Below are 23,211 nucleotides of genomic sequence, written 5' to 3' on the forward strand. Positions count from 1 at the left end.
GCGACGAGAATTCGCGCCCGGACACCTCATCGCATCCGGAACAGCCGCGCCGCATTGTCGTAGCAGACCGCGCGCACCCAGTCCGCGCCCAAGTCGAGTCGTTCGAGCGCTTCCAGCGCGTGGGCGTAGGAGTACGGGATGTTCGGAAAGTCACTGCCGAACAGGATGCGCTCGCCCAGCTCGGACAGGCGCGAATATTCGTTGCGCGGGAACGGGTTTCGCTCTTCGATGAAATCGGTGAACGACATCGTGGTGTCGAGGTGCACGTTGTCGTAGCGCTCGGCGAGGTCGAGGAACTGCGAGTATTCCGGCACGCCCATATGAGCGATGATCAGCGTCAGCCGCGGAAACCGCTGCAGCAGTGCCGCTATCGGTTCCGGACCGGTGAATTCACCCGGCGCCGGCCCCGAGCCACAGTGGATCAGCACCGGAATCCCGGCCTCGGACAGCAGCCCCCACACTTCGGTCAGCAGCGGGTCGCCCGGATGATAATCGCCGACCTGGATATGCGATTTGAAGATGCGCGCTCCGGATTCGACCGCCGCGCTCACATAACTTCCGGCGCCGTGCTCGGGGTAGAAGGTCGCGGTGTGCAAGCAGCCCGGGGTGCGCGCGGCGAAGTCGGCCGCCCATTCGTTCAGCCACGCCGCCATATCGGGTTTGTGCGGATACACCAGGGAGGTGAACGCCCGCACTCCGAAGCCGCGTAGCGTATCCAGGCGCTGCTGCTCGTCGTCGCGATAGGTGATCGGCCACGGCCGTCCGATCAGCGGGCCCGCGGAATCGAAATACGCCCACACCTTGTGCAGCACCCGATCGGGCATGAAGTGGGTGTGCACATCGATGATTCCGGGCAGCTCCATCCGGCTCCGGAATTGCGTGACCGCCGCCTGGTCATTCTCGTCGACCGTCACCGAACCTCCTGTGCCACAGGCGGGTACAGCGCCGCCGCGAAATCACCGATCCGCTCGATCATGCGGTCGAAGAAGGCCGCCGGGTCGGTGCCGACCGCGATATCGGCATTGGGTGCGCGACCCCACATGCCCGCCCAATCGGCGACCGTGGTGCCGCGGGTGATCGTCCCGGCCAGCTCGACGTCCACCGTTGCCGGGCGCAGCACCGCCAGGGTCGGTTCGAGCGCGACCGCCGCGGCGAACGGATCGTGCATATGTGCCAAATACCCCTGGTTGTAATGCTGGTGGAACTCGAAGTAGAACCGCACCGCGTCGATCAGGAACCGCACAATCGGATTGGCCGCCTCGGACCGGAGGCCGGACGGATCCCCGGGAGCCGGCATCGCGGCGCCGCCGCAGTGCGCTCGCTCGGCGATCCGCCGCAGATGGTCCGGGAACATCTCGATCGATTCGGTGATGTCGAGCGCGCAGACGATCGGCCGATGATCCTGCGGGGCGGCGGAGAACGCGTCGAAGACCACTTTGGCGGCCTCGGGGTCGACATGCACGTTCCACTCGTTGGTCGGGGTGGTGTTACCCGGATGCCGGAACGCGCCGCCCATGATCACCAGTCGCCGAAGCAGTTGCGGCAGCCGGGGTTCCAGTTCCAGCGCCAGGGCCAGGTTGGTCAAGGGCCCGGTGCACAGGCCCAGTACCGCACCCGGACGTGCCCGCACCGTGTCGACCCACAACTGCGCCGCCGAACGATCCGAGAGCGGGCGCGGCGAGGGCGGCAGTTCGGCATAGCCGATCCCGTGCGGACCGTGGGTGTCCTCGGTGGTCCGCAGCGGGATCGCCAGCGGCTGCGCCGCGCCGAGTGCCACCTCGATGGCCGGCGCCCGGCACAGATCCAGCAGGGCCAGATTGTTCGCCGCGACCTGCGCGGTGGGGACATTGCCTCCGGTCGAGGCTATTCCGGCGATCTCCAGCTGCGGATCCGCCAGCAGATACAACAGTGCCAGCGCATCGTCGATTCCGGTGTCTACGTCCACCATGATCGTCTGCCGCACGGTGCGAGACTAGCGGCCCGCCGCCGGGCCGCCCCGTCCGGCCTGTCGGCGGGCGAAACGATGCGGACGAGGGTAGTTTCGACATGTCAATTCTCGTGTTGTGGACCGTGCGCGTTCCTCGCAGCGGCCTGGGGGTGTTTCGCCGGTGAGATTCGCGGACCGTTTCAACGAGGTCGTCTCGCAGTGGGAGCAGGCGCACGGTATCCGGATGACCAATCGCGCCTTGGCTTTTCGCGTGACCCAGGCCGGGCATCCCGTCTCGGCGACCTATCTGTCCCAGCTGCGGTCGGGCAATCGCGACAATCCGTCCCGAGCTTTGGTCGAAGCCGTGGCCAGGGTGCTGGCGGTGGAATTGACCCGTTTCAACGACGGTGGGCCCGGTGATCCGGTGCCCGGTGACGACCTGGTGTCGGCGGCGGTGGACGATCCGGCGCTGCGGCGCCTGCTGAGCACGGCGGCCGGACTGTCCGCCTCCTCGATCGAATTGCTGTCGGATCTGGCCGCCAAGCTGCGGCTCGCGGAGGGGTTGGCGCCGGGCACGACGGCCCAGCTGTGACCGTGCCTACCGTCCGGTCGTGGCGGCGGAAGTTTCGTACGTGGGCAGTTCGTAGTCGTCGGTCTTGCCGAAGAACAGCTTCATCATGACCGGCCGCATCGGCTTCGACATCATGATCCGGTTGGCGGTTCGCCGCATGGATGTGCCGAATGCGCTGGGGGACAGCATCATATCGATTCCGCCGCCGGGGAGTTCCTTGGCCTTGTCGAGGAACGGGGTGACCTTCTCCTCGTAGCGGCGCAGCGCCGCCGGGACATCGGCCGGATCGGCCGCCAGCTCACCCGCGAGGATGTATGCGCCGACGAGCGCCATCGCCGTGCCCATCCCGGTCATCGGTGAGCCGCAGTAGCCGGCGTCGCCGACCAACGTCACGCGCCCGGCCGCCAGCGTGGGCATATCGATGCGCGCGAGTTCGTCGAAGTAGAAGTCGTCGGCCTCGGTCATGGCCGCCAGAATGGTCGGCGCGTGCCAGTGCGGCTGCGAACCGACCTTCTCGCAGATCAGCCGTTGCTGTGCGGCGGTATCGCGGCGCAGCGCCGGATCGGGGTCGCCGAGCAGAGTGAGAATCGCCTTGGCGGTCGCGGGATCGCGGTCGGGCCGCAAGCCGACCGCGGCGGAAGGAACCAGCTGCATGGCGAACCAGCCGGGCGTGATCCCCGCCGGGGTCGGCATCGTGAAGAACGAGGCGTAGCCGCCGAGGAAGGTGCTGAACTGCTCCTCCGGACCGAAGGCCAGCCGGCGGGTCGCCGAATGCACGCCGTCGGCGCCGACGACGAGGTCGAAGTGGCCGCTGCGTCCCGAGGCGAACTCGACCGTCACGCCGGTGTCGTCCTGGGTCAGCGATTCGATCCACTCGCCGTAGCGGTAATCCAGCTCACCGCCGGCCGCGGCGACGGCGTCGAGCAGTACCTGATTGAGGTCACCGCGGGTGATCTCGATGTCGGCCACCGGGCCCTTGCCCTCGAAATGTTCCATCGCCATGTTCGCGTAGGTGCGTCCCTTGTGGTCGATGTAGGAAATGCCGAGTTCTTCGAGCTGGTATTCGGCGATGCCCGGCATCAGGCCCATGCGCTCGGCCACCTCGCGACTGGGTCCGCGCAGATCGACAGCCTGTCCGCCCGGCCGGGGAGCGGTGGCGCGCTCGATGACGGTGACCGCGATACCGGCTCGAAGCAATTGCAGCGCAACGGCATTGCCGGCGATGCCGCCGCCGGAGACCAGGATGTGCAGAGGGCGGGAGATGGTGCTCATGGGGGTGATTCCTATCGGTTGGTCCGAACGTCTTAGACAAATGTGCCATATGGTTGGCACGCTTGTCTAGTACAAGTGTCTAAGACGTTGTAACCTGGGCTTATGGGTAATCGAGAGGATCTGTTGGCAGGGGCGAGGAAGGCGATTCTGGAGCGAGGTCTCGCCAAGGTGACCGCGCGCGACATCGCCGGCGCGGCCGGGGTCAGCCTGGCGGCCATCGGCTACCACTTCGGTACCAAGGATCGGTTGGTCGCCGAGGCCATCGCCGAGGCGACCGGTGACGAGATCGGCCGCGGTATGGAGGCGGCCATCCGGGACGCGGGGGAGGGGCGGACCCTGGCGCAGTCGCTGGAGGCCACGTGGAACGGCATGCTGGACGTCATCCAGAACCATCCGGACGAGCTGATTCTCAGCTTCGAGAACGGGGTGCGAGTGGCCCGGTCGCCGGAATCCCAGGAGTACTTCTCGGGTGCGACCGAGGAGGTCTATGCCGCACTCGTCGAGCCCCTGCGCGAAGTTCATCCGGAGTTGTCGGCCGGCGATGCCCGCGCCGTCGCCAAGCTCTATTTCGCGCTGTTCCAAGGTATGGCGCTGCAGTGGCTGATCGCGCCCGCGGGTGATCAGCTGACCGGCGACGACGTCGTCCGTGCGGTGCGAGCGATGAGCCGGGAATAGCTCGCGCGGGTGCGCTATTCGGCGACTGCGTGGTGCGAGCGGTACCGCCGCCGCCTACCGAGCCGGACGAAGCCGATCCACGACACCGCCACCAGCACGACGACCAGTATGCGTACGAGATCCAGAGCGCTGCGGGGGTAGAGCACCCCGGTGATGTAGTAGTCGATGAAGCCGGTCGACGGTAGGCCGGCTTCGCCGCCGCGTTCCCGGGCCCACGTCTCAAGGTAGGTCAGGGGGCAGTCGACCCCGATGAGTACCGTGCTGAAACCCCAGGCCACCGCGGCGATATGGGTCCAGATCGTCCAACGCCACCGCCACGCGACGAATCCGCCGACGACGAGGTAGGCGATGAACAGAAAATGCACACCCGCGGTGGCATCTGCCAGCAGCCGGTACATCACGTAATCCAGATTAGGGCGCTTGTCGCCGGCGTGCGCGGGGATTCGGGCGTCGGCGCCTGCCGGGTGAACGACCGTGTCTCCCACGGCCTTCCGGCCGCGGTCGGCGACTCGGAGCGTTAAAGGATACTGGTACGCACATATGCGCATTAAACGATTAATCGCCCGGCATGGGTCTCGGCCGACACATGGGGGAGCGGTCCATATCGGACAAGGCCAACGACATGGAGAAAGCGCCGTGGCCTTCCGTGGGGGAGTACGGGCCGGCCGGCTGGGAGGGAGGAAGCGCCTGCAGTGCTTTCACCACGAGGTGATTCGAGTCGTGTCGGAGCTGCAGGAATGTCCTCAAGGCGCCCGGAAGCCATATTCAATATCGATACGTCGATATGCGCATCTAAACATGGGTCCCCTGACGCGTGCCACCCGGACACACCGCAAACTCACCCCTACAGAACAGCCACGACGGGGCCGGGTGGTCACCAGTTGGACGGCTCGTAGTCCTTGAGGAAGCAGCCGAAGAGGTCGTCGCCGTCTTCCCCGCGCACGATCGGGTCGTAGACGCGGGCGGCGCCGTCCACGAGGTCGAGGGGAGCGTGGAAGCCCTCCTCGGCGAGGCGGAGCTTGGTGTAGTGCGGGCGCTCGTCGGTGATCCAGCCGGTGTCGACGGCGGTCATGAGGATGCGGTCGGTTTCGAACATCTCGCGGGCGCTGGTGCGGGTGAGCATGTTGAGCGCGGCCTTGGCCATATTGGTGTGCGGGTGGCCGGGGCCCTTGTAGCCGCGGCTGAACACACCTTCCATGGCCGAGACGTTGACGATGTACTTGCGGCGGGCCGGTGATGCGGCGAGGGCGGGCCGCAGCCGGGAGATAAGCAGGAACGGTGCGGTCGAGTTGCACAGCTGCACTTCGAGCAGTTCGGTGGCGTCGACCTCGGCGACGGTCTGCACCCAGCTGTTGGTGTGGGCCAGATCGGGTACCAAGCCACCGGCGTCGATCGCCACACCGCGCGAAATGCGTTCGGGCGTGGCCGATCCCGCGACCAGTGCGAGATCGGTGACCTCGGCGGCGGACAGGGAGGTCGGTGCCGGCACGGAGTGCAGGGACGCGGTGAGTGCGTTCGGATGGGCCTGGGTGGTGTGGCCGAAGGTGATGGTGTCGGGCAGTTCGCCGGCGGGGAGCGGGGCGGATTCGGCCTCGACCAGTGCGGCGTAGGCGCCGGCCGAGCGCCGGACGGTCTGGGCGGCGTTGTTGATGATGATGTCCAGCGGCCCTTGCGCGGCGACATCGTCGGCCAAGGCGACGACCTGGGCCGGATCGCGCAGGTCGATGCCGACGATCCGCAGCCGGTGCAGCCATTCGGCGCTGTCGGGCTGGGCGGTGAAGCGGCGGATCGCGTCGTTGGGGAAGCGGGTGGTGACCGTGGTGTGGGCGCCGTCGCGCAGCAGTCGCAGGGCGATGTACATGCCGATCTTGGCGCGGCCGCCGGTGAGCAGCGCGCGGCGGCCGGACAGGTCGGTGCGGGCATCGCGTTTGGCATGGTTGCGGGCGGCGCAGTCCGGGCAGAGCTGGTGGTAGAACCGGTCGACGCGGGTGTAGCGCTGTTTGCAGATGTAGCAGGGCCGCGGGCGCAGCAGGGTGCCGGCGGCGTCGCCGTCGACGGACGTGGAGAGCGGGATGCCGGCGGTCTCGTCGTCGATGCGGTTCGGGGAGCCGGTGGCGGTGGCGGCGACCACCGCCCGGTCGGCGGCGGCGACGGCGTCGCGGGCCTGAGTGCGGCGGCGCCGCTTCAGTCTCTTGAACATGTGCCCGACCGCACGCTGCACCGCGATGGAATCGGGGTTGTCGTCGTCGAGCAGTGCGGCCTGGTCGAGGACGCGCAGGCAGATCGCGAGTTCCTCGGGATCGATGGTGTCCGGCAGGGGAGTGGTGGGCGCGTTCGTCGTGGTGTGCTCAGCCATCGTGCTGCCGGATGATCCTTCGTGTGCGGGAATGTGCGACGCCTATTGTCGCATCGCGGCTGTTGGAGGCTGCCGGGGCTCCTCAGCGCGGGGTGTAGTGGATGGGCCGGTGGTCGGTGTGCTGATCGTCGATGAAGTTGGCGATGGCTTCGACGACCAGCAGGGGTTCGGTCAGCGGCAGCCAGGGATCGGCGGGCAGTTCGCGCAGCCAGAGGCGGTCGACGTCGCGGCGGATATGGGCACGCAGGCTGGGCAGGGCGGCGGTGTCGGCCCGGTCGAGGATGAGTTGGACCGGCACGGCGGTGTGTTGCGGGCGCGGATGGCGCAGGTGGTGGGCGAGGTTGGCGGCGACGATGCGGGCGCCGGCCAGCAGGTCGGCGGGCCAGGTGGTGGCCTGCGGGAGGACCCGGGCGCGCAGGCGGGGCCAGTGCAGGAGGCGGCGGCCGAGAACCAGCCAGCTCAGGCGCGGGAGCCGCCACCAGGGGCTGCGGGGGCAGCGGAGATCGCGCAGTGCGAGGGCGAGGTGGTCGAGGTGGGGCGCCGACAGCGCGGTGGCGGAGGCGATGCGGGTGTTGGCGCGCGGGTCGCCGAGGGCGTACCAGAGTTGGATCGCGCCCCAGCCGTGGCCGGCGAGGTGGACCGGTGTGCGGGGGCTGACGGCGTCGAGGACGGCGAAGAGGTCGTCGGCGAGGTGGGGCAGGCGGTAGCGGTGGGTGCGGGTGGGTGCGCTGGAGCGGCCGTGGCCGCGGACGTCGTAGGTGACCACGTGGAAGCTGTCGGCGAGTCCGGTGGCGACCCGGTTCCAGATGCGATGGGTGTCGGTGATGCCGGGGATGAGCACGATGGTGTCGGCCTGGGGGTGGCCGTATTCGTAGACGGCGAGGTCGCCGCCGGGGGCGGTGACGGTGCGGTGGCGGGAGGGGGTGCGGGCTGGGTTCATCGGTCTACCTCGTGAGCGCGGGGTCGGAGCCGCTCGTACTGCCGGTACGGTCAACGGTAGCGACAGTACGCGATCGGCTGTCGGTCGGCGGACCTCGGTGGGGTATCTCCTTATTCAGCCCCCATTTCGGCTGGTGCACGGGGCGGTCATCGATTTCGTACCGGCGGTACGTGTAACGTGGGTGCGACTGTTCGCTCGGCTGGGGAGGTACCCATGGTGTCTCGGGTCGGCCGGCGAGCTGCCGCGCCTCGGGTCACGCGGGAGGAGATCGTCGATGCGGCGATCCGGGTGATCGACCGGGACGGCCCGCAGCCGAGTATGGACGACATCGCGCGTGCGGCGGGGATGACGAAGCCGCGGTTGTATCGGCAGTTCGCGGACAAGGCGGATCTGTACACCGAGATCGCCGATCGGATGTCGCGCGACGCGTTCGCGGCCGCCGGGCAGGATATGACGTTGCTGCTGCAGCCGCCGCGGCCCGCGCTGCGGCGGGTGTTCACCGCGTATGCGGCCGGAATTCTTCAGCATCCCAATGTCTTTCGGTTTCTGATGCAGGCGCCGGTGGTGCAGACGGCGCAGGCGAGCAGGTCGGGGGGAAAGGCGGTGGGGGCGGTGCTGCAGTTCGATCTGGGGCGCGATGCGGCGCGGCGGTTCGCGAAGCTCGCGCAATCGATCGCGGAGGCGGTGCCGATCGAGACGGCGGGTTTGGACTATCTGGCGCGGGCGGTCGTCGGCGTGGTGGTGGCGACGACGGATCTGTGGCTCGAGGGGGCGGAGTCGCCGCGGCGGAGCAGTGCGGATTTCGTCGCGGAGCTGACCGAGTTGGTCTGGTCACTGATCGACGGGTTTCTGCGGCGGCAGCGGATCGTGGCGGATCCGGAGGTTCCGATTTTCAGCACGCTGGCGGAGGCGAATATCGCGCGGGAGGCGCACTGAACCCACGTTGTTGACATGCCGCCAATAGTGCGACAGGCTGGTGCGCGGGGCCGGTGCGGTCCGGTTCCGGGTACGAGACGAAGGAAGTAACGATGGCGCGCGCCGCGTGGAGCGACGATGAGGTCGAGGCCGTCCGGGATCTGGCGAAGACCTTTTTCGAGAAGGAAGTCCTGCCGAACGAGGAGAAGTTCGTCGCGCAGGGCCATCCGGACCGCGAGCTGTACAACCGGGCGGGTGAGCTGGGCCTGCTGTGTGCCGCGATTCCGTCCGAATACGGCGGTGGCGGTGGCACTTTCGCGCACGAGGCGGCGTTGATCGAGGCGCAGTCCTATGCCGGGGACGGTTCACTGGGTATGCCGGTGCATTCGTCGATCATCGCGCCCTACATCCATCATTTCGGGACCGAGGACCTCAAGCGGCGGGTGCTGCCGAAGGCGGCCGGCGGTGAGATGGTGCTGTCGATCGGTATGACCGAGCCGGGGACGGGTTCGGACCTGCAGAACATCAAGACCCGCGCGGTGCGCGAGGGTGACGAGTACGTGATCACCGGGTCGAAGATCTTCATCTCCAACGGCTGGCTGTGCGACGGCATCATCATCGCGGCCAAGACCGATCCGACGAAGGGTGCGGCGGGTGTGTCGCTGATCTTCGCCGAGGTGAGCGATGAGACGCCCGGCTTCCGGCGCGGCCGGATCCTGAACAAGATCGGCGGCAAGGCGCAGGACACCGCGGAGCTGTTCTTCGACGGCCTGCGGGTGCCGGCGTCGAATCTGCTGGGTGAGGCCGAGGGGCAGGGCTTCTATCAGATGATGCAGCTGCTGGCGCAGGAGCGGCTGGTGACCGCGATCATGGCGGTGTCGATGATGGAGCGGGCGGTGGAGTTGACCGTCGAATACACCAAGGGCCGTGAGGCTTTCGGCAAGCCGCTGTTCGCGATGCAGAACACGAAGTTCGAGCTGGCCGAGTGCGCGACGATCGCGCGGGTGAGCCGGACGTTCCTGGATGATGCGATCGGGAAGCATCTGCGGGGTGAGCTGGATATTCCCACCGCTGCGATGTCGAAGTACTGGCTTACCGACCAGTTGGGTATTGTGGTGGACCGCTGTCTGCAACTGTTCGGTGGCTATGGATACATGACGGAGTACCCGATTTCCCAGCTGTACACCGGTGCGCGCGTGCTGCGCATCCTCGCCGGTTCCAACGAGGTGATGAAGGATCTCATTGCCCGCTCACTCTGAGACCACGACCCAGCCGGTGCCGGCCGATGCCGATTCGGCTCGGCGGCGCCGGCTGGAGCCGGACGAACGGCGCGCGCAGATTCTGGCCTGCGCCATCGAGATGTTCGGCGAACGTCCGTATGCGGCGGTGTCGACCGCTGAACTCGCGCAGCGCGCCGGGGTGGCGCGCGGGCTGATCAATCACTATTTCGGCAACAAGCGCGATCTGTATCTGGCGGTGGTGCGGCGGATGGTGACGTTGCCGCGCGCCGATTACATGGTGATGCCGACCGGTACGCCGCGGGAGCGGGTGGATGCGAGTGTGTCGTGGCTGCTGGACACGATCAGCGGGTTGGGCAGTACCTGGGTGAAGGTGACCGGGCACGAGGGTATCGGGGACGATCCGGAGGTGCAGCGCATCCTGGACGAGGCCGACGACGCCGCGGCGGACCGGCTGCTGGAGATGGTGGGCCTGTCCGGATCGGCGCGTGACGACGAGTTGCGGGCCCTGGTCCGCGCCTACAGCGGTATGGTGAAAACCGCTGGGCGCGAATGGATTACGCGCCGCAGCTTGAATCGTGAGCAGGTGCATCATCTGCTCGCGGATGTGTTGATGGCGTTGGTGCAGACCACGTTTCCGCGGATCGAACAGGCCCGCTGACGGCGCACCCGGCGCGGCGTGGTTCTCAGCCGGGGGTGCGGGCGCGGCTGGGTTGGACGCGCGGTGGTTCGTTGGGCATCTTCGGGTAGTTCGGTGGCCAGGGGGCGTCGAGCAGGCCGGAATCGAAGTCGCGGCGCGACATTTCGAGTAGTGGCTGGATCGATTGCGGGGTGCGGTCGGCCCAGGGGTCGCCGGATGCGGCGAGCCGCTCGGGGACTGTGGCGATGGTCAGTTCGTCGGGGACGATCGCATCGAGTGCGTCCCAGGCGATGGGGGTGGAGACCTGGGCGCCGACCTTGGGGCGCACGCACCAGGCGCCGAAGACGGTCTTGTGTGGCGCGTTCTGGTTGTAGTCGATGAAGACGCGTTGTCCGCGTTCCTCTTTCCACCAGTTGGCGGTGATCAGGTCGGGGTGGCGGCGTTCGAGTTCGCGGGCCATGGCGACCGCGGCGGCGCGGACCTGGTAGCCGTCCCAGACGGGTTCGAGGACGGCGTAGATGTGCAGGCCGCGGGATCCGGAGGTCTTGACGCGGGCGTCGATGCCGAGTTCGGCGAGCAGTTCGCGGGTGAGCACGGCGACGTGGCGCAACTCGTCGAAGCCGATGCCGGGGGAGGGATCGAGGTCGATGCGCAGTTCGTCGCTGATGTCGAGGTCGCCGATCTCGCCTTCGGTGCGGGCCGGAACGCCGCCCGCGGGAACGTGATTGGGCCAGACGTGGAAGCCGAGGCAGCCGAGGTTGACCGCCCAGAGGATGTGGGCGAGGTCGGCGGCGACCAGGGCGTCGCTGGCGGTGCCGTTGGGTGTGGAGACCTGCACGGTCTGCAGCCAGTCGGGGACCGATTTCGGGACGCGTTTCTGGAACCAGGATTTGCCGCCGGCGCCGTCGGGATAGCGTTCGAGCAGCACGGGCCGGTTGCCGATGGTGCGCAGCAGTGGTTCGGCGACGGCCTGGTAGTAGCGCACGAGGTCGAGTTTGGTTTCGCCGCGTTTGCTGAAATAGATCTTGTCCGGGTTGCTGATGCGGACGGTCACGCCGTCGGTGTCGATGTCGATGGCTTCGCTCACGGCTGGGCCTGCGCTTTCGCGGCGGTGAAGACGTCGGCGAGTTCGGCGGGCGCGACCTCTTCGAGTTGGGCGTAGGTGCACGATTGCGGGGTGCGGTCGTCGCGGAAGCGGACCAGGCGCCCGCCGTGGCGTAATCGCCCGGCCATGAGGTGTTCGTAGCGGACCTCGGCGACGAGTTCGGGTCGCAGTGGTTCCCAGGACAGGTCCTTGCCGCCGGTCCAGCGGCTGATGCCGCCGGGCATCTTGCCTTCGGCCTTGGCTTGTGCGGCGGCGTCGGCCCAGTTGCGCCAGGGATGGTTGTCGAGTGCGCCCTCGCGCAGCGGTGCGAGTTCGTCGACGAGTTGTTTGCGGCGGGCGGCGGTGAAGCTGCTGGCGACGCCGACGTGGTGCAGATGGCCGTCCTCGTCGTAGAGGCCCAGCAGCAGTGAGCCGACGCCCTGGCCGTCCTTGTGCCAGCGGAATCCGGCGACGACGCAGTCGGCGGTGCGTTCGTGTTTGACCTTGACCATGACGCGTTTGTCCTGCATATAGGGCAGGTCGCGGGATTTGACCATCACGCCGTCGAAGCCGGCGCCCTCGAATCGGGTGAACCAGTCCTGGGCGGTGTCGGGGTCGGAGGTGACGGGTGTGAGGTGGATGCCCTCGTGCGGGGTGTCGAGGATGGATTCCAGCAGCTGCCGGCGTTCGTGGAAGGGCCTGGTGGTCAGGTCCTCGTCGCCGAGGGCGAGCAGGTCGAAGGCGACGAAGCTCGCGGGTGTTTCGACGCTGAGTTTGTTCACTCGTGAGGCCGCGGGGTGCAGGCGGTTCTGCAGGACATCGAAATCGAGGCCGTGTTCGGTGACGACGACGATTTCGCCGTCGAGGACGCATCGCGGTGGTAGCGCCGTGTCCAGCAGCCGCACCACTTCCGGGAAATAGCGGGTGAGTGGCCGGTCGTTGCGGGAACCGAGTTCGATATCGGTGCCGTCCCGAAAGACGATGCACCGGAAGCCGTCCCATTTGGGCTCGTAGAGGAGGGTGTCCTCGCGGGGCAGGGCACCGGCGGATTTGGCCAGCATCGGTTTCACCGGCGGCATGACGGGCAGGTCCACGCGATCCTCCTCGGGTCGGTCTCACCCATGCCGACGGTGCGGGCGGGAGAAATTCATCGCCCGGCACCGTCGTCATGATCGTAGGCCGAGAGCCGCATCCGCGGTCGCGGGACATTCGCCCGGTCCGGTCAGTTCTCCAGCCAGCCGTGCTGGTCGGCGAATTCGGCGAGCCGGTCGCGGATGGTGATGATCTCGCCGGCGGTGAGGGCGGGACTGGCGTCGAGCAGCAATTCGGTGATCAGCCGTTTGTGTTCGGCGGCGGTGAGCTGGCCGGTGCCGCGGCCGCGATGCCGCGGCGGCGCCGGTGTGCCGCCGACCGCAGTCAGGTTGACCGCCTTGGGTCCTCGATCACCCTCGGTGACCTCGAATTCGAATACTCGCCCCTGCCGCAGTTCGTCCTCGTCCAATCCGATGTCGTTCACGTGAACGAATACGTCCGGCCCGCCGTCTTCGGGACGGATGAATCCGAACCCCCGAGAACTGTCGAAGGACACCAATTTCCCGATCGACACCTACACCTGCTCCTCATTGCCGTCCGTGTGCGGTCACTCTATCGGTGCCCCGGAGTGGTTGTCGGTGGAAAGAGCCTTTTGCAGCGAGTTGAATACCGTCAGTCCCTGCCCGACCATTCCGTTGACCAATTCGCCGACGCCGTCGGGTCCGTTGAGGACGGTCAGATTGGCGTTGGACAGGCCGAGCGCGGCCTGTTTGACGATTTCGGGCAGCTGCTCGATCAGCAACTGGTCCAACGCGATCCGGTTGTTGGAGGCCGCGGCGTCGGCCTGGATGCGGGTGCGGTCGGCCTCGGCCTGGGCGAGTACGCGCACGCGTTCGGCTTCGGCTTGGGCGGGTTTGACGACCTCGGCCTGCAGTTGCTGTTCGCGCAGCTGTGCTTCCTTGCGGGCGCGTTCGGCCTGGGCGGTGAGCACTTCCTGCAGGGCGATGGCTTCGGCGAGGGGGCCGGCCTGACTGGCCTCGGCTTTGGCCTTGTCGATATCGCGCTGGTATTCGGCCTGCAGAATCGCGGTCTGGCGTTGATATTCCGCCTGTTTGCGCAGCGATTCCTGTTCGGCTTGGGCGGCGAGCTGGGCGGCGGCGGCCTGAGCGATCTGGGCGTCGCGCTGAACGGCGGCGTTGTGCGGTGCGGCGAGGGCGGCGATGTAGCCGAGTCCGCCGTCGTCGATGGACTGGATCTGGAACGAGTCGACCCACAGTCCGATATTGCTCATCTCCACCTTGGACGCGACCAGGACCTCGTCGGCGAGTTTCTGGCGTTCGCGGATGATCTCCTCGACGGTCATGGAACCGACGATGGAGCGCAGATGGCCGGAGAAGATGCGCCCGGTCAGCACCGACATCTCGCGTTCCTGTTCGGACAGGAATCGCTGTGCGGCGTTGACCACGGACTGGGTGTCGTTGGCGACCTTGAAGGCGATGACCGCGCGCACGTCGAGCTGGATGGCCTGACGGGTGACGCAGCGTTCCTGGATCTCGGATTCGAACATCGCCAGCGATAGGTAGCTGACCTTGCGGAAGAACGGCATCACCCAGGCGCCGTGGCCGGTGATGACGCGGAAGGGGGCGTTGTCCTTGGCGCGGCCGCCGCTGATCAGCATGGCCTCGTCGGGATCGGGCACGTGATAGCCCAGCACTGGTGTCTCCCTTGTTATTTCGTTGTATCCCCACCCGGTCCGACATCCAGCGGGATCCACTCGACGACATCGACGATCCGGCCGGGATGCACCTCGACCACGAGTACGGTGGTGCCGGCATCCAAGGGTTCGGTGGATCGCGCGATGTACAGCTCGGTGCCCCCTCTGATCGCGACCAGGACCTCCCCGAGCATGCCTGCGCCCCGGATCGGCGATGTGAGCCTACCGGTCGAACCGAGTACCGGGTCTTCTATCGCGGGGAACTCCTTGCCGGACAACGAATGAACGGATGGAGACCAATGTAGTGCGCGCGCCGGGACCGCGCCGCGGGCGGCAAGATAACGGTGGGAACGGACGAATCGGGCGCGAAAAGTCGGAGGTTTCGATATGGCCTCCCCTGGGAACGGGGGCTGGTCAAGCGATCGGTCACCTGGCAGGCTGAAGCGGTCACCTCTCCTCCGGATATTCCTGCGGCGACGTCGGATCCCGCTTCCGACACACTCGATGCCGCGGTGTTCAAGGTAGCCGGTGTGGTCGTGCTCGGCGCGATCATGTCGATCCTGGACGTGACCGTCGTAACCGTCGCACTGCCGACGTTCCAGCACGAATTCGACACCAGCTACGCCATCGCGGCCTGGACGATGACCGGCTACACCCTGGCCCTGGCCAGCGTGATCCCGCTGACGGGCTGGGCTGCCGACCGATTCGGCACCAAACGTCTCTACATTCTGGCGCTGACGTTCTTCATTCTCGGCTCGGTGCTGTGTTCCACGGCCTGGAACATCGAGTCGCTCATCGCCTTCCGCGTGGTGCAGGGCCTCGGCGGCGGCATGCTGATGCCACTGGGTATGACGATCATGACCCACGCGGCCGGACCGCAGCGGATCGGCCGCGTGATGGCGGTCCTCGGTGTGCCGATGCTGCTGGGGCCGATTCTCGGGCCCATTCTCGGTGGCTGGCTGATCGGCAGTTTCAGCTGGCACTGGATCTTCCTGATCAACCTGCCCGTGGGTGTGGTGGCGTTGATCCTGGCGGTCGTGGTGCTGCCGTCGGACCGGCCCGAACCCTCGGAATCGTTCGACTTCCTCGGGATGCTGCTCGCGTCACCGGGGTTGGCGCTGTTCCTGTTCGGTGTGTCCTCGATTCCCGAACAGCACACGGTGGCCTCGGCGCGGGTGCTGGTGCCGGCCGCGATCGGCCTGGTGCTGATGGTCGGTTTCGTCTTCCACGCGCTGCGCACCGAACATCCGCTGATCGATCTGCATCTGTTCCGCAATCGCCAGCTGACCTTCGCCGTACTGACCGCGGTGTTCTTCGCGGTGGCGTTCTTCGGCTCCGGCCTGCTGCTGCCCAGCTATCTGCAGCAGGTGCAGGGTAAGTCGACACTGGTGACCGGATTGCTCATCGCACCACAGGGTCTGGGCGCGATGGTCACGATGCCTATCGGCGGCAAGCTGGTCGACAAGATCGGCCCCGGCAAGGTGGTGATGAGCGGTCTGACCGTCATCGCGGTGAGCATGCTGTTCTTCACCCAGCTCTCGGCCGACACCTCGCTGCCGCTGATGTGTGTGGCGTTGTTCGTGATGGGGCTGGGCATGGGGTGCACGATGATGCCGACCATGACCGCCGCGATCCAGACGCTGACCCACGCACAGGTGGCCCGGGGTTCGACGCTGATGAACATCGTCAACCAGGCGGCCGGTTCGATCGGCACGGCGACCATGTCGGTGCTGCTGACCAACATGCTGGAGAACAAACCGCTGGCGCAGGCGGCGATCGGATCGCAGTTCGATCCGACCATCGCGCAGAAGGTGCCGCCCGAGCAACTCGACACCGGCTTCGACCAAGCGGCGACCGCCTACGCGCACACCTACATCGTCGCCCTGGTGCTGGTTCTGGTGACGCTGATCCCGGCGGCGTTCCTGCCGCGCTCCAAACCGAAACTGCCCCAGGAAGATGCCGACGCACCGGTGCTGATGGGGCACTGACCGGCGAGGGCCGCCGAGCCCTCGTTCGCCCACCGCGTTCGTGCACCGGATGCACGAACGCACCGCATGCCGCCCGGGCGTGACCTTCGGGTCCGCCCGGGCGGCATGCGTCGTTTCCGCGCTGTAGCCCGAGGTGTCTCGACGCTGGTCGCTGCTGAATTGCTGCCAACGTTCCGGTGACAGTTGGATCACTTTGGATGAACCCGTGGCGTTTCGAGTTGTACGTTTGAATTCCCAGTTCAAATGCACTGACGAGCGGGTGAACGAAAGGGGCGGTCATGCCGTTGCGCAAGAGTTTGCTGGGATCGCGAACCGAATCGGTGAGTACGAAAACCGCCACGCCCGTTCGCGCCTCACTGACCCCGGAAGCGTTGACCACCGGCGGCCTGCTGCTCACCGGCGCCGGACTCGCCCTGCTCGGTCCGTTGCTCGCGGCGATGCTGATCCGCGCGAGCGGGGCGGGCCGCACCGACGCGGCGGCGACGACACCGCTGGTCCTGGCGATGCTCGCCGTGATCATCGCTGTGGCGGGCGGATTCGCCCTGTTCGTCTCGGCGTGGCGGCGGGCCCACACTCCGGCCCCGGGGCGGGTGCGCAGCGTCGCCGCGGTGCGGACGAAATCCCTGCGTTCCGAATTCGACAGTGGCGGTGGGCTATGAGTATCGCCGATATCGAACGGGCCCGGCCCGATCGGCTGCGGTGCCGGCAACTGCGGATGCGGGCCGTGGTCGTGAACGAGTCCGGTTGCCGGGACGCGACCGAGGTGCTGCTGGAACGGGCGTATCGCCGCTGGTCGGGTCGCCCGGACTGCGATCATTTCCCGCCTGTGCAGCGCTGGCGCGCCGTCGAGCCGGGGTATCTGGGCGGCGCCGAGTTGCTGCCCGGCTCGCTGATCTGCGCCGCGGCGGCGGGCCATCGTCCGCGTATTCGTGATTTGTCGCTGGGAGTGCAGGCCGCACTCGTACTGCATTCGGGATGTCCGGCGCTGGTCGAGGAGACGGCTCTGCCGGGCTCGGGCCGCGCGGTGCTCGCGCCGGGACCGCGGCTAGGTCTGCTCGTCTCGGTCTACGGTTTGCCCGAGGACGATATGACGCTGGCCGAAAGCGTGCTGGCCGGATACGTGGGGCTGGGCGCGCTGGAAGTGGTGGGACGGTTCTCCCGGTGGCTGCCCGACAATGCCTTGCGCCCAACGGTATCGGTCCCCGCGCGTGCCGCGGGGACCGATCCGCGTGCCGTGGCGTGACCGCGCTCAGCTCGCCTGCGCCGGTTCGGGTTGCGCAGCCGGTTGCGCCGCGCGGTGTCGCAGCAGGATCAGGCCCAGCAGGGCGGCCGCGAGACTGAAACCGGCGCTGATCCATGCTCCGTAGGACATGGCGGTGGTGAACGCCGACTTGGCCGGTTCGCCGAAGCCGAGGGCGAAAGCGTTGCCGATGTTCTCGCGCGCCGCGTCGGGAGCATCGGCGGGCATATGCGAGGTGAACACGCCCGCCAGCACACTGCCGAGCACCGCGATGCTGACCGCCATTCCGACCTGCTGGACGGTGTCGTTCATCGCCGAGCCGACACCGGCGTGTTCGAGCGGGATCGCGCTCATGATCGCGGCATAGGCCGCGGGACCGGCCAGGCCGCCGCCGATACCCATCACCAGCATGGAGGCCAGCACCCACGCGTAGCTGTCGGCGTTGGCGAGGATGACGAACGCCCCCGCCATCACCGCCAAGCCCGCGACGATCAGGGTCTTGTTGCTCAACTTCTTGCCGAGCGTGGCGCCCAGTCCGTTGCACACCGTCGCGGCCACGGCGTACGGCAGCAGTGCCAGCCCGGCTTTCATCGGGCCGTATCCGAGGACGAACTGCAGGTACTGGGTGAGCATCAGCATCACCGCGCCCATGCCGAACACCATCAGCAGCAGCGTCAGGCAGGTGCCGGTGAAGTCGCGATTGCGGAACACCGCCAGCGGCAGCATCGGATGCGGGGAGCGGTATTCCCAGTAGGTGAATCCGGCCGCGGCCACCACCGCGAGTGCGATGACGGGGATGTTCCATTCGCGTTCGATGATCACGTAGACGGTCGCGGTGAGCGCCGCGATCGACAGCAGCACCCCGACCAGGTCGACGGGGCGTTGCTGCCCGTAGGTTTCGGGCATCAGTACCACCGCGGCGATGATCGCGACGATCGCGACGGGGATGTTGAGCAGGAAGACCGACCCCCACCAGAAGTGCTGCAGCAGAAAGCCGCCCAGGGTGGGGCCGAGCACGATGCCGACCATGGACACCGTGGACCAGCCGGCCATCGCCTTGCGGCGTTCGTCCTCCTCGAAGGTCGTCATCAGGATCGACAGTGTCGAGGGCATGAGCAGCGATCCGCCGACGCCCATGGCGGCGCGGGCGGCGATCACCTGCCACGGTTCGTCGGCCAGGACGGCCAGCAGTGACGCCGCGCCGAATACCGCGAGTCCGGTGATGAGCATGCGGCGGCGGCCGAACCGGTCGGACAGGCTGCCGGCGGTGAGCAGGAGTCCGGCGAAGACGAGGACATAGGCGTCGAGGATCCACTGGATGTCGGAGGGGCTCGCGCCCAGTTCCCGGATCAGTGACGGAATGGCCAGGTTGAGGACGGTGCCGTCGATCATCAGCACCAGCAGGGACAGGCAGAGCACGCCCAGGATCCACCAGCGGCGGGGATCGCGCGGGGTCGTCTCCGCGGGTTCTCGTACAGTGTTCGATTCCACTCGAGCAGCGTACGATAAACTCGAACAGTGTGCGAGGCAATTACAGTGGTGCCGTGACCAAACCGTTCAGCTCGGTGTGGACGCGGCAGGCCCGCCCGCCCAGGAGGTCGGGGCTGACCCGCGAACAGATCGTCGCGGCCACTGTGGAACTGCTCGATGCCGACGGCCTCGAGGCGCTGAGCATGCGCAAACTCGGCGCCCGCCTCAATGCCGGCGCGACCAGTCTCTACTGGTATGTGGCCAACAAGGACGAACTGCTGGAATTGGCGCTCGACGAGGTCTGGGGCCTGGTCAAGATCCCCGATCCCGACCGCACGAGCTGGCGGGAGGTGTTCACCACCTTCGCCTACAGCCTGCGCGCCACGATCCGCTCCCATCCGTGGGCGGCGAGTCTGCTCGGGCAGCTGCCCAGTGTCGGCCCCAACGCCTTCGCGCTCACCGACCGGCTGCGCCGCACCTGCCTGCGGGCCGGATTCGACGGCACCGACGTCTATCTGGCCAGCGCCCTGGTGATGAGTTTCATTCTGGGACAGGTGATTCCGGAGTTGACGTACCGCAAGGCCGTCGGCGGTGAGGTCGACCACCAATCGGTGCTCGCCTCGATGGACCAGCTGGCCGCGGACTACCCGCAACTGCGAGCCGACTACCGCGACGCGCTACCGCAGGATCCGGAAGTCGCGCGAGCGCTCGCATTCGACTTCGGGCTGGTCTGTGTCCTGGACGGGATGGCCGCGCGCCTGGGTGAGGCACCCACGGCCGATCTGGGCCGCCCCGGCCCGGCACCGGATACCGAGCAGCCGCACCCCGGCACTCAGCGGCGCACCCGATAACGCAGGTGGGTGACCCGGCTGCCCGCCAGGACGACCGGATCCTCCAGCAGCTGCGGTGCGGCGCCGAGATGATCGAACATCGGTGTGCCGCCGCCCAGTAGCACCGGCACCAGATCGATCCAGATCTCGTCGAGCAGTCCGGCCTCGAGCGCCTGGCGCGCCATCGTGCCGCCGTTGACGCCCACCGCCCGGCCGCCGGCGAGGGGGGCGGCGCGCTCGACGGCGGCCTCGATACCGTCGGTGACGAAGGTGAACGGCGCCCCGGGATGGGAGTCGATCCATTCCTGCGGAATGTGGTGGGTGACAACGACTATCGGCCGGTCGAACGGATGCACGCCGCCCCAGCCGTCGGTGAGGTCGAACAGCCGGCGCCCGACCACGAACACGCCGACCGCGTCGAGGTAGGCGCTGACATGGTCGTAGTCGACGTCGGTCAGCGAGAACCGCACCTCCGGATGGGTACTGGGGTAGGTTCGGTCGCCGGCCTCGTACCACGCGAACAGATGCTCGAATCCGGACTCGTCCGGCCCGGCGATATATCCGTCGAGGGACATGCTCGCCCCGCACACCACTGTCGCCATCTGTTCGCTCCTTCGGCTCTCGCGCCGGACCCGGCTCTCACCGAGACAGACGGCAGCCGCGCCCGGAAATCATCGGCGCCGGGGCGGGAGTCAGTCGCGATACATCGACCGGTAGGCCCCGATCACCGCGACCAGATGGTTCACCACCTGCTCGCGGTCGGCGCGCAGGGAGCCGTTGAGCCAGGCCGCGAACAGTCCGGCATTGCCCGAGGCCATGGTGACCGCCGCCATCCGCCGCCGCATCGGATCGCCGATATCGGTGAACAGGTGATCCTGGATGAGCCGGGTGAACGTCGGCATCACCGCGATGGTGGTCTGGCCCAATCCGGTGCTCGAATACGGTTCGACCAGAAACAGCCGCGATTTGCGGGGATCGGCCAGCACCTTGTCGACCAGCACCGTCGCCAGTTCGCGGTCGCGGTCGGGGTCGGCGGCCGCGGCGAAGGAGGTCATCGGTTCGCGGAAGTCGTCGGCGACCTGCCGGTAGAGCACGTCGAGCAGATCGTCGCGGCCGGTGAAGCTTTCGTAGAAGTAGCGGTCGGTCAGGCCCGCGCGCCGGCACACCGCGCGCATGGTGACCGCGCCCGCGCCGGCCTCGCCGATCAGGTCCAACGCGGCCTCCAGCAACGCGGTCCGGCGCGCCTCGCGGCGTTCGGTGAGCGTGGTACCACCCCAGATGCGGGTGTCGTTGTCGGCGGAGTCCTGACCTGTTCGCACGTTCCCGAGCCTAACGGGTGGGTTCAGCCCAGGATTTCGTCGACATAACACCAGCGCCATTTCTCGCCGGGCTCCACGCTGCGCATCACCGGATGCGTCGTGGTGTGGAAGTGCTTGGTGGCGTGATTGCCGACCGAGGAATCGCAGCAGGCGATATGCCCGCAGGTCAGGCACATGCGCAGATGCACCCACGTCAGCCCCTCGGCGACGCATTCGGAACAGTAGTCCGGGTGGTCGGGGGTGTGGGTGTGCGGGGCGGCGACGAGATGTTCGCAGCCGCCGGAGACCGGGGCCGCGAGCGGACCGGCGGCCTCGTCGTCGTCGGCCTCGCTGATCCGGTCGATCGTGGACTCTTCCAGATCGATCGCGGTCATCACCTGCTCGAGGACTTCGTGATCGATACCGCCGCCGTCGCGGGCGCGCAGCACCGCCTCGCGTTCGGCGTGCAGCATCACCAGGCGCAGCCGCCGGTATTCGCCGCTCGGGGTGACGCGCACCGATTCCGCGCGCCCGAGTTGCTCCCACGCCGCGTGGGTGCGCCGCGCGACCCGGTCGCGCAGGCTCGCCACCACCTCGGGTGGGGTTTCGGGGGCGACCGCGTCGTCGAGGGCCTCGAGTCCGGCGGCGGTGGCCTGCTGCAGCAGCGCGGCCTCCTGCAGGGCGTCCTCGGCGCGGCTGGGACCGCGCAGTTGCAGCAGCCGCACCAGCGCGGGCAGCGAAATACCTTGCAGCAGTAGCGTTCCGCCGACCACGACGAGGGCGAGCAGTTTCAGTGTCGCCAGCTGCGGGGTGTCGTCGGGCAGCAGGGTGGCCGCGGCGAGGGTGACCACGCCGCGCATCCCGGCCCACGCCACCACCGCGGGACCGGTCCACGCCGGTTTGGGATTGCCGCGTGGGCGGCTTTCGACGAACCACGAGAAGTAGGTGGCGGGGAAAACCCAGATCGGGCGCACCACGATGACGGTGACCAGCACCGCGAGGGCGGTGAACACGATGGTGGCGTGGTCGAGCCCGCTGTTCCAGGCGTCGTCGACGATATGGCGCACCTGCAGGCCGATCAGCAGGAATACCGCGCTCTCCAACAGGAATTGGATGGTGCGCCAGTTGGTGCGCTCGGCGACGCGCGAGGCCGCCGACTGCCACACCGGGGCACCCTGGCCCAGGATCAGACCGCACACCACCACCGCGATCACCCCGGAGGCGTGCGCGGCCTCGGCGGGCAGATAGGCCGCGAACGGCGCCAGCAGCGACACACCCGTGTCCAGCACCGGATCGGTGATGCGGCGTCGCACCAACACCAGCACCGCGGCCGCGGCGATGCCGATCACCGCGCCGCCGGCGGCCGCGTAGACGAAGTCGCCGCCGGCCTGCCACACACTGAAACTGCCCGCCATCGCCGCGATCGCGGTGCGCAACGCCACCAGCGCGGTGGCGTCGTTGAACAGCGATTCGCCCTCGAGCAGGGTGACGATGCGCCGCGGCATCCCGACCCGGCGGGCCACCGCGATGGCGGCCACCGCGTCCGGCGGCGCGACGATCGCGCCGAGGGCGACCGCGGCCGCGAACGGCACCGGCAGCAGTCGCCATACCACCGCCGCGACCGCGAAGGTGGTGGCCAGTACCAGCCCGACCGAGAGCAGGGTGATCGAGACCTTCTTCGGTTTGAATTCCAGCAGCGAGGTGCTGATCGAGGCCGTGTACAGCAGCGGTGGAAGCAGACCCAGCAGCACCCACTCCGGATCGATATCGATCTGCGGGACGAACGGCAGGTAGGAGGCGACGACCCCGGCGACGGTGAGCAGCAGCGGTTCGGCCATGCCGATCCGGCGGGCCAGCGCCGCCAGCGCGACCGCCACGGCGAGCACGGCCACAACCCCGAACGCGATATGCACCCGCCCATCGTGCCAGTTACGCCTGGTCGCACGCGCATCCGGGCACCGGGGACGATCCGGGCGGGTGCGGCCGGTCGGCGCGCGGCGGCGGGGATCCGCATACTGGAC

The 23,211-nt window shown here is 67.7% G+C and carries 24 protein-coding genes; 9 read left to right on the forward strand and 15 right to left on the reverse strand.

Annotated features, from left to right (window positions below; translation table 11 throughout):
• Window positions 1-26: 26 nt before the first annotated feature.
• Both NN2_RS17790 and NN2_RS17795 read right to left on the reverse strand, forming a co-directional pair.
• On the reverse strand, window positions 27-863 hold the full coding sequence (locus tag NN2_RS17790; protein ID WP_063015120.1) for an amidohydrolase family protein: 837 nt from the start codon (window positions 861-863) through the stop codon (window positions 27-29).
• A 47-nt stretch (window positions 864-910) separates the two neighbouring features.
• On the reverse strand, window positions 911-1,948 hold the full coding sequence (locus NN2_RS17795; protein WP_063015123.1) for a nucleoside hydrolase: 1,038 nt from the start codon (window positions 1,946-1,948) through the stop codon (window positions 911-913).
• Between the two features lie 160 nt (window positions 1,949-2,108).
• On the opposite strand from NN2_RS17795, the gene NN2_RS17800 reads away from it, so the two are divergent.
• Window positions 2,109-2,519 (forward strand): type I phosphoribosyltransferase, encoded by a 411-nt coding sequence (locus NN2_RS17800; protein ID WP_063015066.1) that lies wholly within the window; start codon window positions 2,109-2,111, stop codon window positions 2,517-2,519.
• Between the two features lie 6 nt (window positions 2,520-2,525).
• Here the strand turns inward: NN2_RS17800 and NN2_RS17805 are convergent, their stop codons facing one another.
• Window positions 2,526-3,770 (reverse strand): FAD-dependent monooxygenase, encoded by a 1,245-nt coding sequence (locus NN2_RS17805; protein WP_063015068.1) that lies wholly within the window; start codon window positions 3,768-3,770, stop codon window positions 2,526-2,528.
• Between the two features lie 102 nt (window positions 3,771-3,872).
• On the opposite strand from NN2_RS17805, the gene NN2_RS17810 reads away from it, so the two are divergent.
• Window positions 3,873-4,445, forward strand: a complete 573-nt coding sequence (locus NN2_RS17810) for a TetR/AcrR family transcriptional regulator (RefSeq protein ID WP_030514491.1) — start codon at window positions 3,873-3,875, stop codon at window positions 4,443-4,445.
• Window positions 4,446-4,459: 14 nt separating this feature from the next.
• Here the strand turns inward: NN2_RS17810 and NN2_RS17815 are convergent, their stop codons facing one another.
• From NN2_RS17815 to NN2_RS17825, 3 genes are all read right to left on the reverse strand, one after another.
• Complete coding sequence (locus tag NN2_RS17815) at window positions 4,460-4,843, reverse strand: DUF2784 domain-containing protein (protein WP_228793512.1); 384 nt, start codon at window positions 4,841-4,843, stop codon at window positions 4,460-4,462.
• 476 nt (window positions 4,844-5,319) lie between these two features.
• Window positions 5,320-6,801 carry an SDR family NAD(P)-dependent oxidoreductase gene (locus NN2_RS17820; protein WP_063015070.1) on the reverse strand — a complete coding sequence of 494 codons (1,482 nt, stop codon included), beginning with the start codon at window positions 6,799-6,801 and terminating at the stop codon, window positions 5,320-5,322.
• Between the two features lie 82 nt (window positions 6,802-6,883).
• On the reverse strand, window positions 6,884-7,741 hold the full coding sequence (locus NN2_RS17825; RefSeq protein WP_063015072.1) for an alpha/beta fold hydrolase: 858 nt from the start codon (window positions 7,739-7,741) through the stop codon (window positions 6,884-6,886).
• Window positions 7,742-7,954: 213 nt separating this feature from the next.
• Here NN2_RS17825 and NN2_RS17830 point away from each other — a divergent pair, with 213 nt between their 5' ends.
• The 3 genes from NN2_RS17830 to NN2_RS17840 all read left to right on the forward strand — a co-directional run bounded on the left by NN2_RS17830 (window position 7,955) and on the right by NN2_RS17840 (window position 10,555).
• Window positions 7,955-8,677, forward strand: a complete 723-nt coding sequence (locus NN2_RS17830) for a TetR/AcrR family transcriptional regulator (protein WP_063015074.1) — start codon at window positions 7,955-7,957, stop codon at window positions 8,675-8,677.
• Window positions 8,678-8,769: 92 nt separating this feature from the next.
• Window positions 8,770-9,915, forward strand: coding sequence for an acyl-CoA dehydrogenase family protein (locus NN2_RS17835; RefSeq protein WP_063015076.1), 1,146 nt, complete (start codon window positions 8,770-8,772; stop codon window positions 9,913-9,915).
• Window positions 9,899-10,555 (forward strand): TetR/AcrR family transcriptional regulator, encoded by a 657-nt coding sequence (locus NN2_RS17840; RefSeq protein ID WP_051755639.1) that lies wholly within the window; start codon window positions 9,899-9,901, stop codon window positions 10,553-10,555. The genes NN2_RS17835 and NN2_RS17840 overlap by 17 nt, the downstream gene beginning before the upstream one ends.
• Window positions 10,556-10,580: 25 nt before the next feature.
• Here the strand turns inward: NN2_RS17840 and NN2_RS17845 are convergent, their stop codons facing one another.
• From NN2_RS17845 to NN2_RS39260, 5 genes are all read right to left on the reverse strand, one after another.
• Window positions 10,581-11,621 (reverse strand): DNA polymerase domain-containing protein, encoded by a 1,041-nt coding sequence (locus NN2_RS17845; protein WP_063015078.1) that lies wholly within the window; start codon window positions 11,619-11,621, stop codon window positions 10,581-10,583.
• Entirely contained in the window at window positions 11,618-12,712 is a 1,095-nt protein-coding gene (locus tag NN2_RS17850) for an ATP-dependent DNA ligase (protein WP_197521878.1), read from the reverse strand. Before NN2_RS17850 ends, NN2_RS17845 begins: the two co-directional genes overlap by 4 nt.
• 128 nt (window positions 12,713-12,840) lie before the next feature.
• Window positions 12,841-13,224, reverse strand: a complete 384-nt coding sequence (locus tag NN2_RS17855) for a cold-shock protein (RefSeq protein WP_063910793.1) — start codon at window positions 13,222-13,224, stop codon at window positions 12,841-12,843.
• 33 nt (window positions 13,225-13,257) lie between these two features.
• Complete coding sequence (locus NN2_RS17860; RefSeq protein ID WP_082857061.1) at window positions 13,258-14,364, reverse strand: SPFH domain-containing protein; 1,107 nt, start codon at window positions 14,362-14,364, stop codon at window positions 13,258-13,260.
• Window positions 14,365-14,378: 14 nt separating this feature from the next.
• Window positions 14,379-14,969, reverse strand: coding sequence for an NfeD C-terminal domain-containing protein (locus NN2_RS39260; RefSeq protein ID WP_501193552.1), 591 nt, complete (start codon window positions 14,967-14,969; stop codon window positions 14,379-14,381).
• On the opposite strand from NN2_RS39260, the gene NN2_RS17870 reads away from it, so the two are divergent.
• The 3 genes from NN2_RS17870 (at window position 14,877) to NN2_RS17880 (ending at window position 17,595) form a co-directional block, all read left to right on the forward strand.
• Window positions 14,877-16,352, forward strand: a complete 1,476-nt coding sequence (locus NN2_RS17870; RefSeq protein ID WP_174554982.1) for a DHA2 family efflux MFS transporter permease subunit — start codon at window positions 14,877-14,879, stop codon at window positions 16,350-16,352. The genes NN2_RS39260 and NN2_RS17870 overlap by 93 nt on opposite strands.
• A 278-nt stretch (window positions 16,353-16,630) precedes the next feature.
• Window positions 16,631-17,011 (forward strand): hypothetical protein, encoded by a 381-nt coding sequence (locus NN2_RS17875; RefSeq protein ID WP_063015080.1) that lies wholly within the window; start codon window positions 16,631-16,633, stop codon window positions 17,009-17,011.
• Window positions 17,008-17,595, forward strand: a complete 588-nt coding sequence (locus NN2_RS17880) for a hypothetical protein (protein ID WP_063015082.1) — start codon at window positions 17,008-17,010, stop codon at window positions 17,593-17,595. Before NN2_RS17875 ends, NN2_RS17880 begins: the two co-directional genes overlap by 4 nt.
• 6 nt (window positions 17,596-17,601) lie before the next feature.
• On the opposite strand, the gene NN2_RS17885 is transcribed toward NN2_RS17880, so the two are convergent.
• A complete protein-coding gene (locus NN2_RS17885) occupies window positions 17,602-19,083 on the reverse strand; it encodes an MFS transporter (RefSeq protein WP_063015084.1) in 1,482 nt (493 codons plus the stop codon).
• A gap of 53 nt (window positions 19,084-19,136) precedes the next feature.
• Between NN2_RS17885 and NN2_RS17890 the strand changes: the two genes are divergently transcribed.
• Complete coding sequence (locus NN2_RS17890) at window positions 19,137-19,913, forward strand: TetR/AcrR family transcriptional regulator (RefSeq protein ID WP_051755675.1); 777 nt, start codon at window positions 19,137-19,139, stop codon at window positions 19,911-19,913.
• Here NN2_RS17890 and NN2_RS17895 read toward each other — a convergent pair.
• The 3 genes from NN2_RS17895 to NN2_RS17905 all read right to left on the reverse strand — a co-directional run bounded on the left by NN2_RS17895 (window position 19,895) and on the right by NN2_RS17905 (window position 23,103).
• On the reverse strand, window positions 19,895-20,494 hold the full coding sequence (locus tag NN2_RS17895; protein WP_063015086.1) for a dihydrofolate reductase family protein: 600 nt from the start codon (window positions 20,492-20,494) through the stop codon (window positions 19,895-19,897). The two genes, NN2_RS17890 and NN2_RS17895, sit on opposite strands and share 19 nt — an antisense overlap.
• 90 nt (window positions 20,495-20,584) lie before the next feature.
• Window positions 20,585-21,211 carry a TetR/AcrR family transcriptional regulator gene (locus tag NN2_RS17900; RefSeq protein WP_030514473.1) on the reverse strand — a complete coding sequence of 209 codons (627 nt, stop codon included), beginning with the start codon at window positions 21,209-21,211 and terminating at the stop codon, window positions 20,585-20,587.
• Between the two features lie 23 nt (window positions 21,212-21,234).
• Window positions 21,235-23,103 carry a Na+/H+ antiporter gene (locus NN2_RS17905; protein ID WP_063015088.1) on the reverse strand — a complete coding sequence of 623 codons (1,869 nt, stop codon included), beginning with the start codon at window positions 23,101-23,103 and terminating at the stop codon, window positions 21,235-21,237.
• Window positions 23,104-23,211: the final 108 nt, after the last annotated feature.

It is taken from the genome of Nocardia nova NBRC 15556 (assembly GCF_001613005.1).
In the GTDB taxonomy this organism is placed as follows: domain Bacteria; phylum Actinomycetota; class Actinomycetes; order Mycobacteriales; family Mycobacteriaceae; genus Nocardia; species Nocardia nova.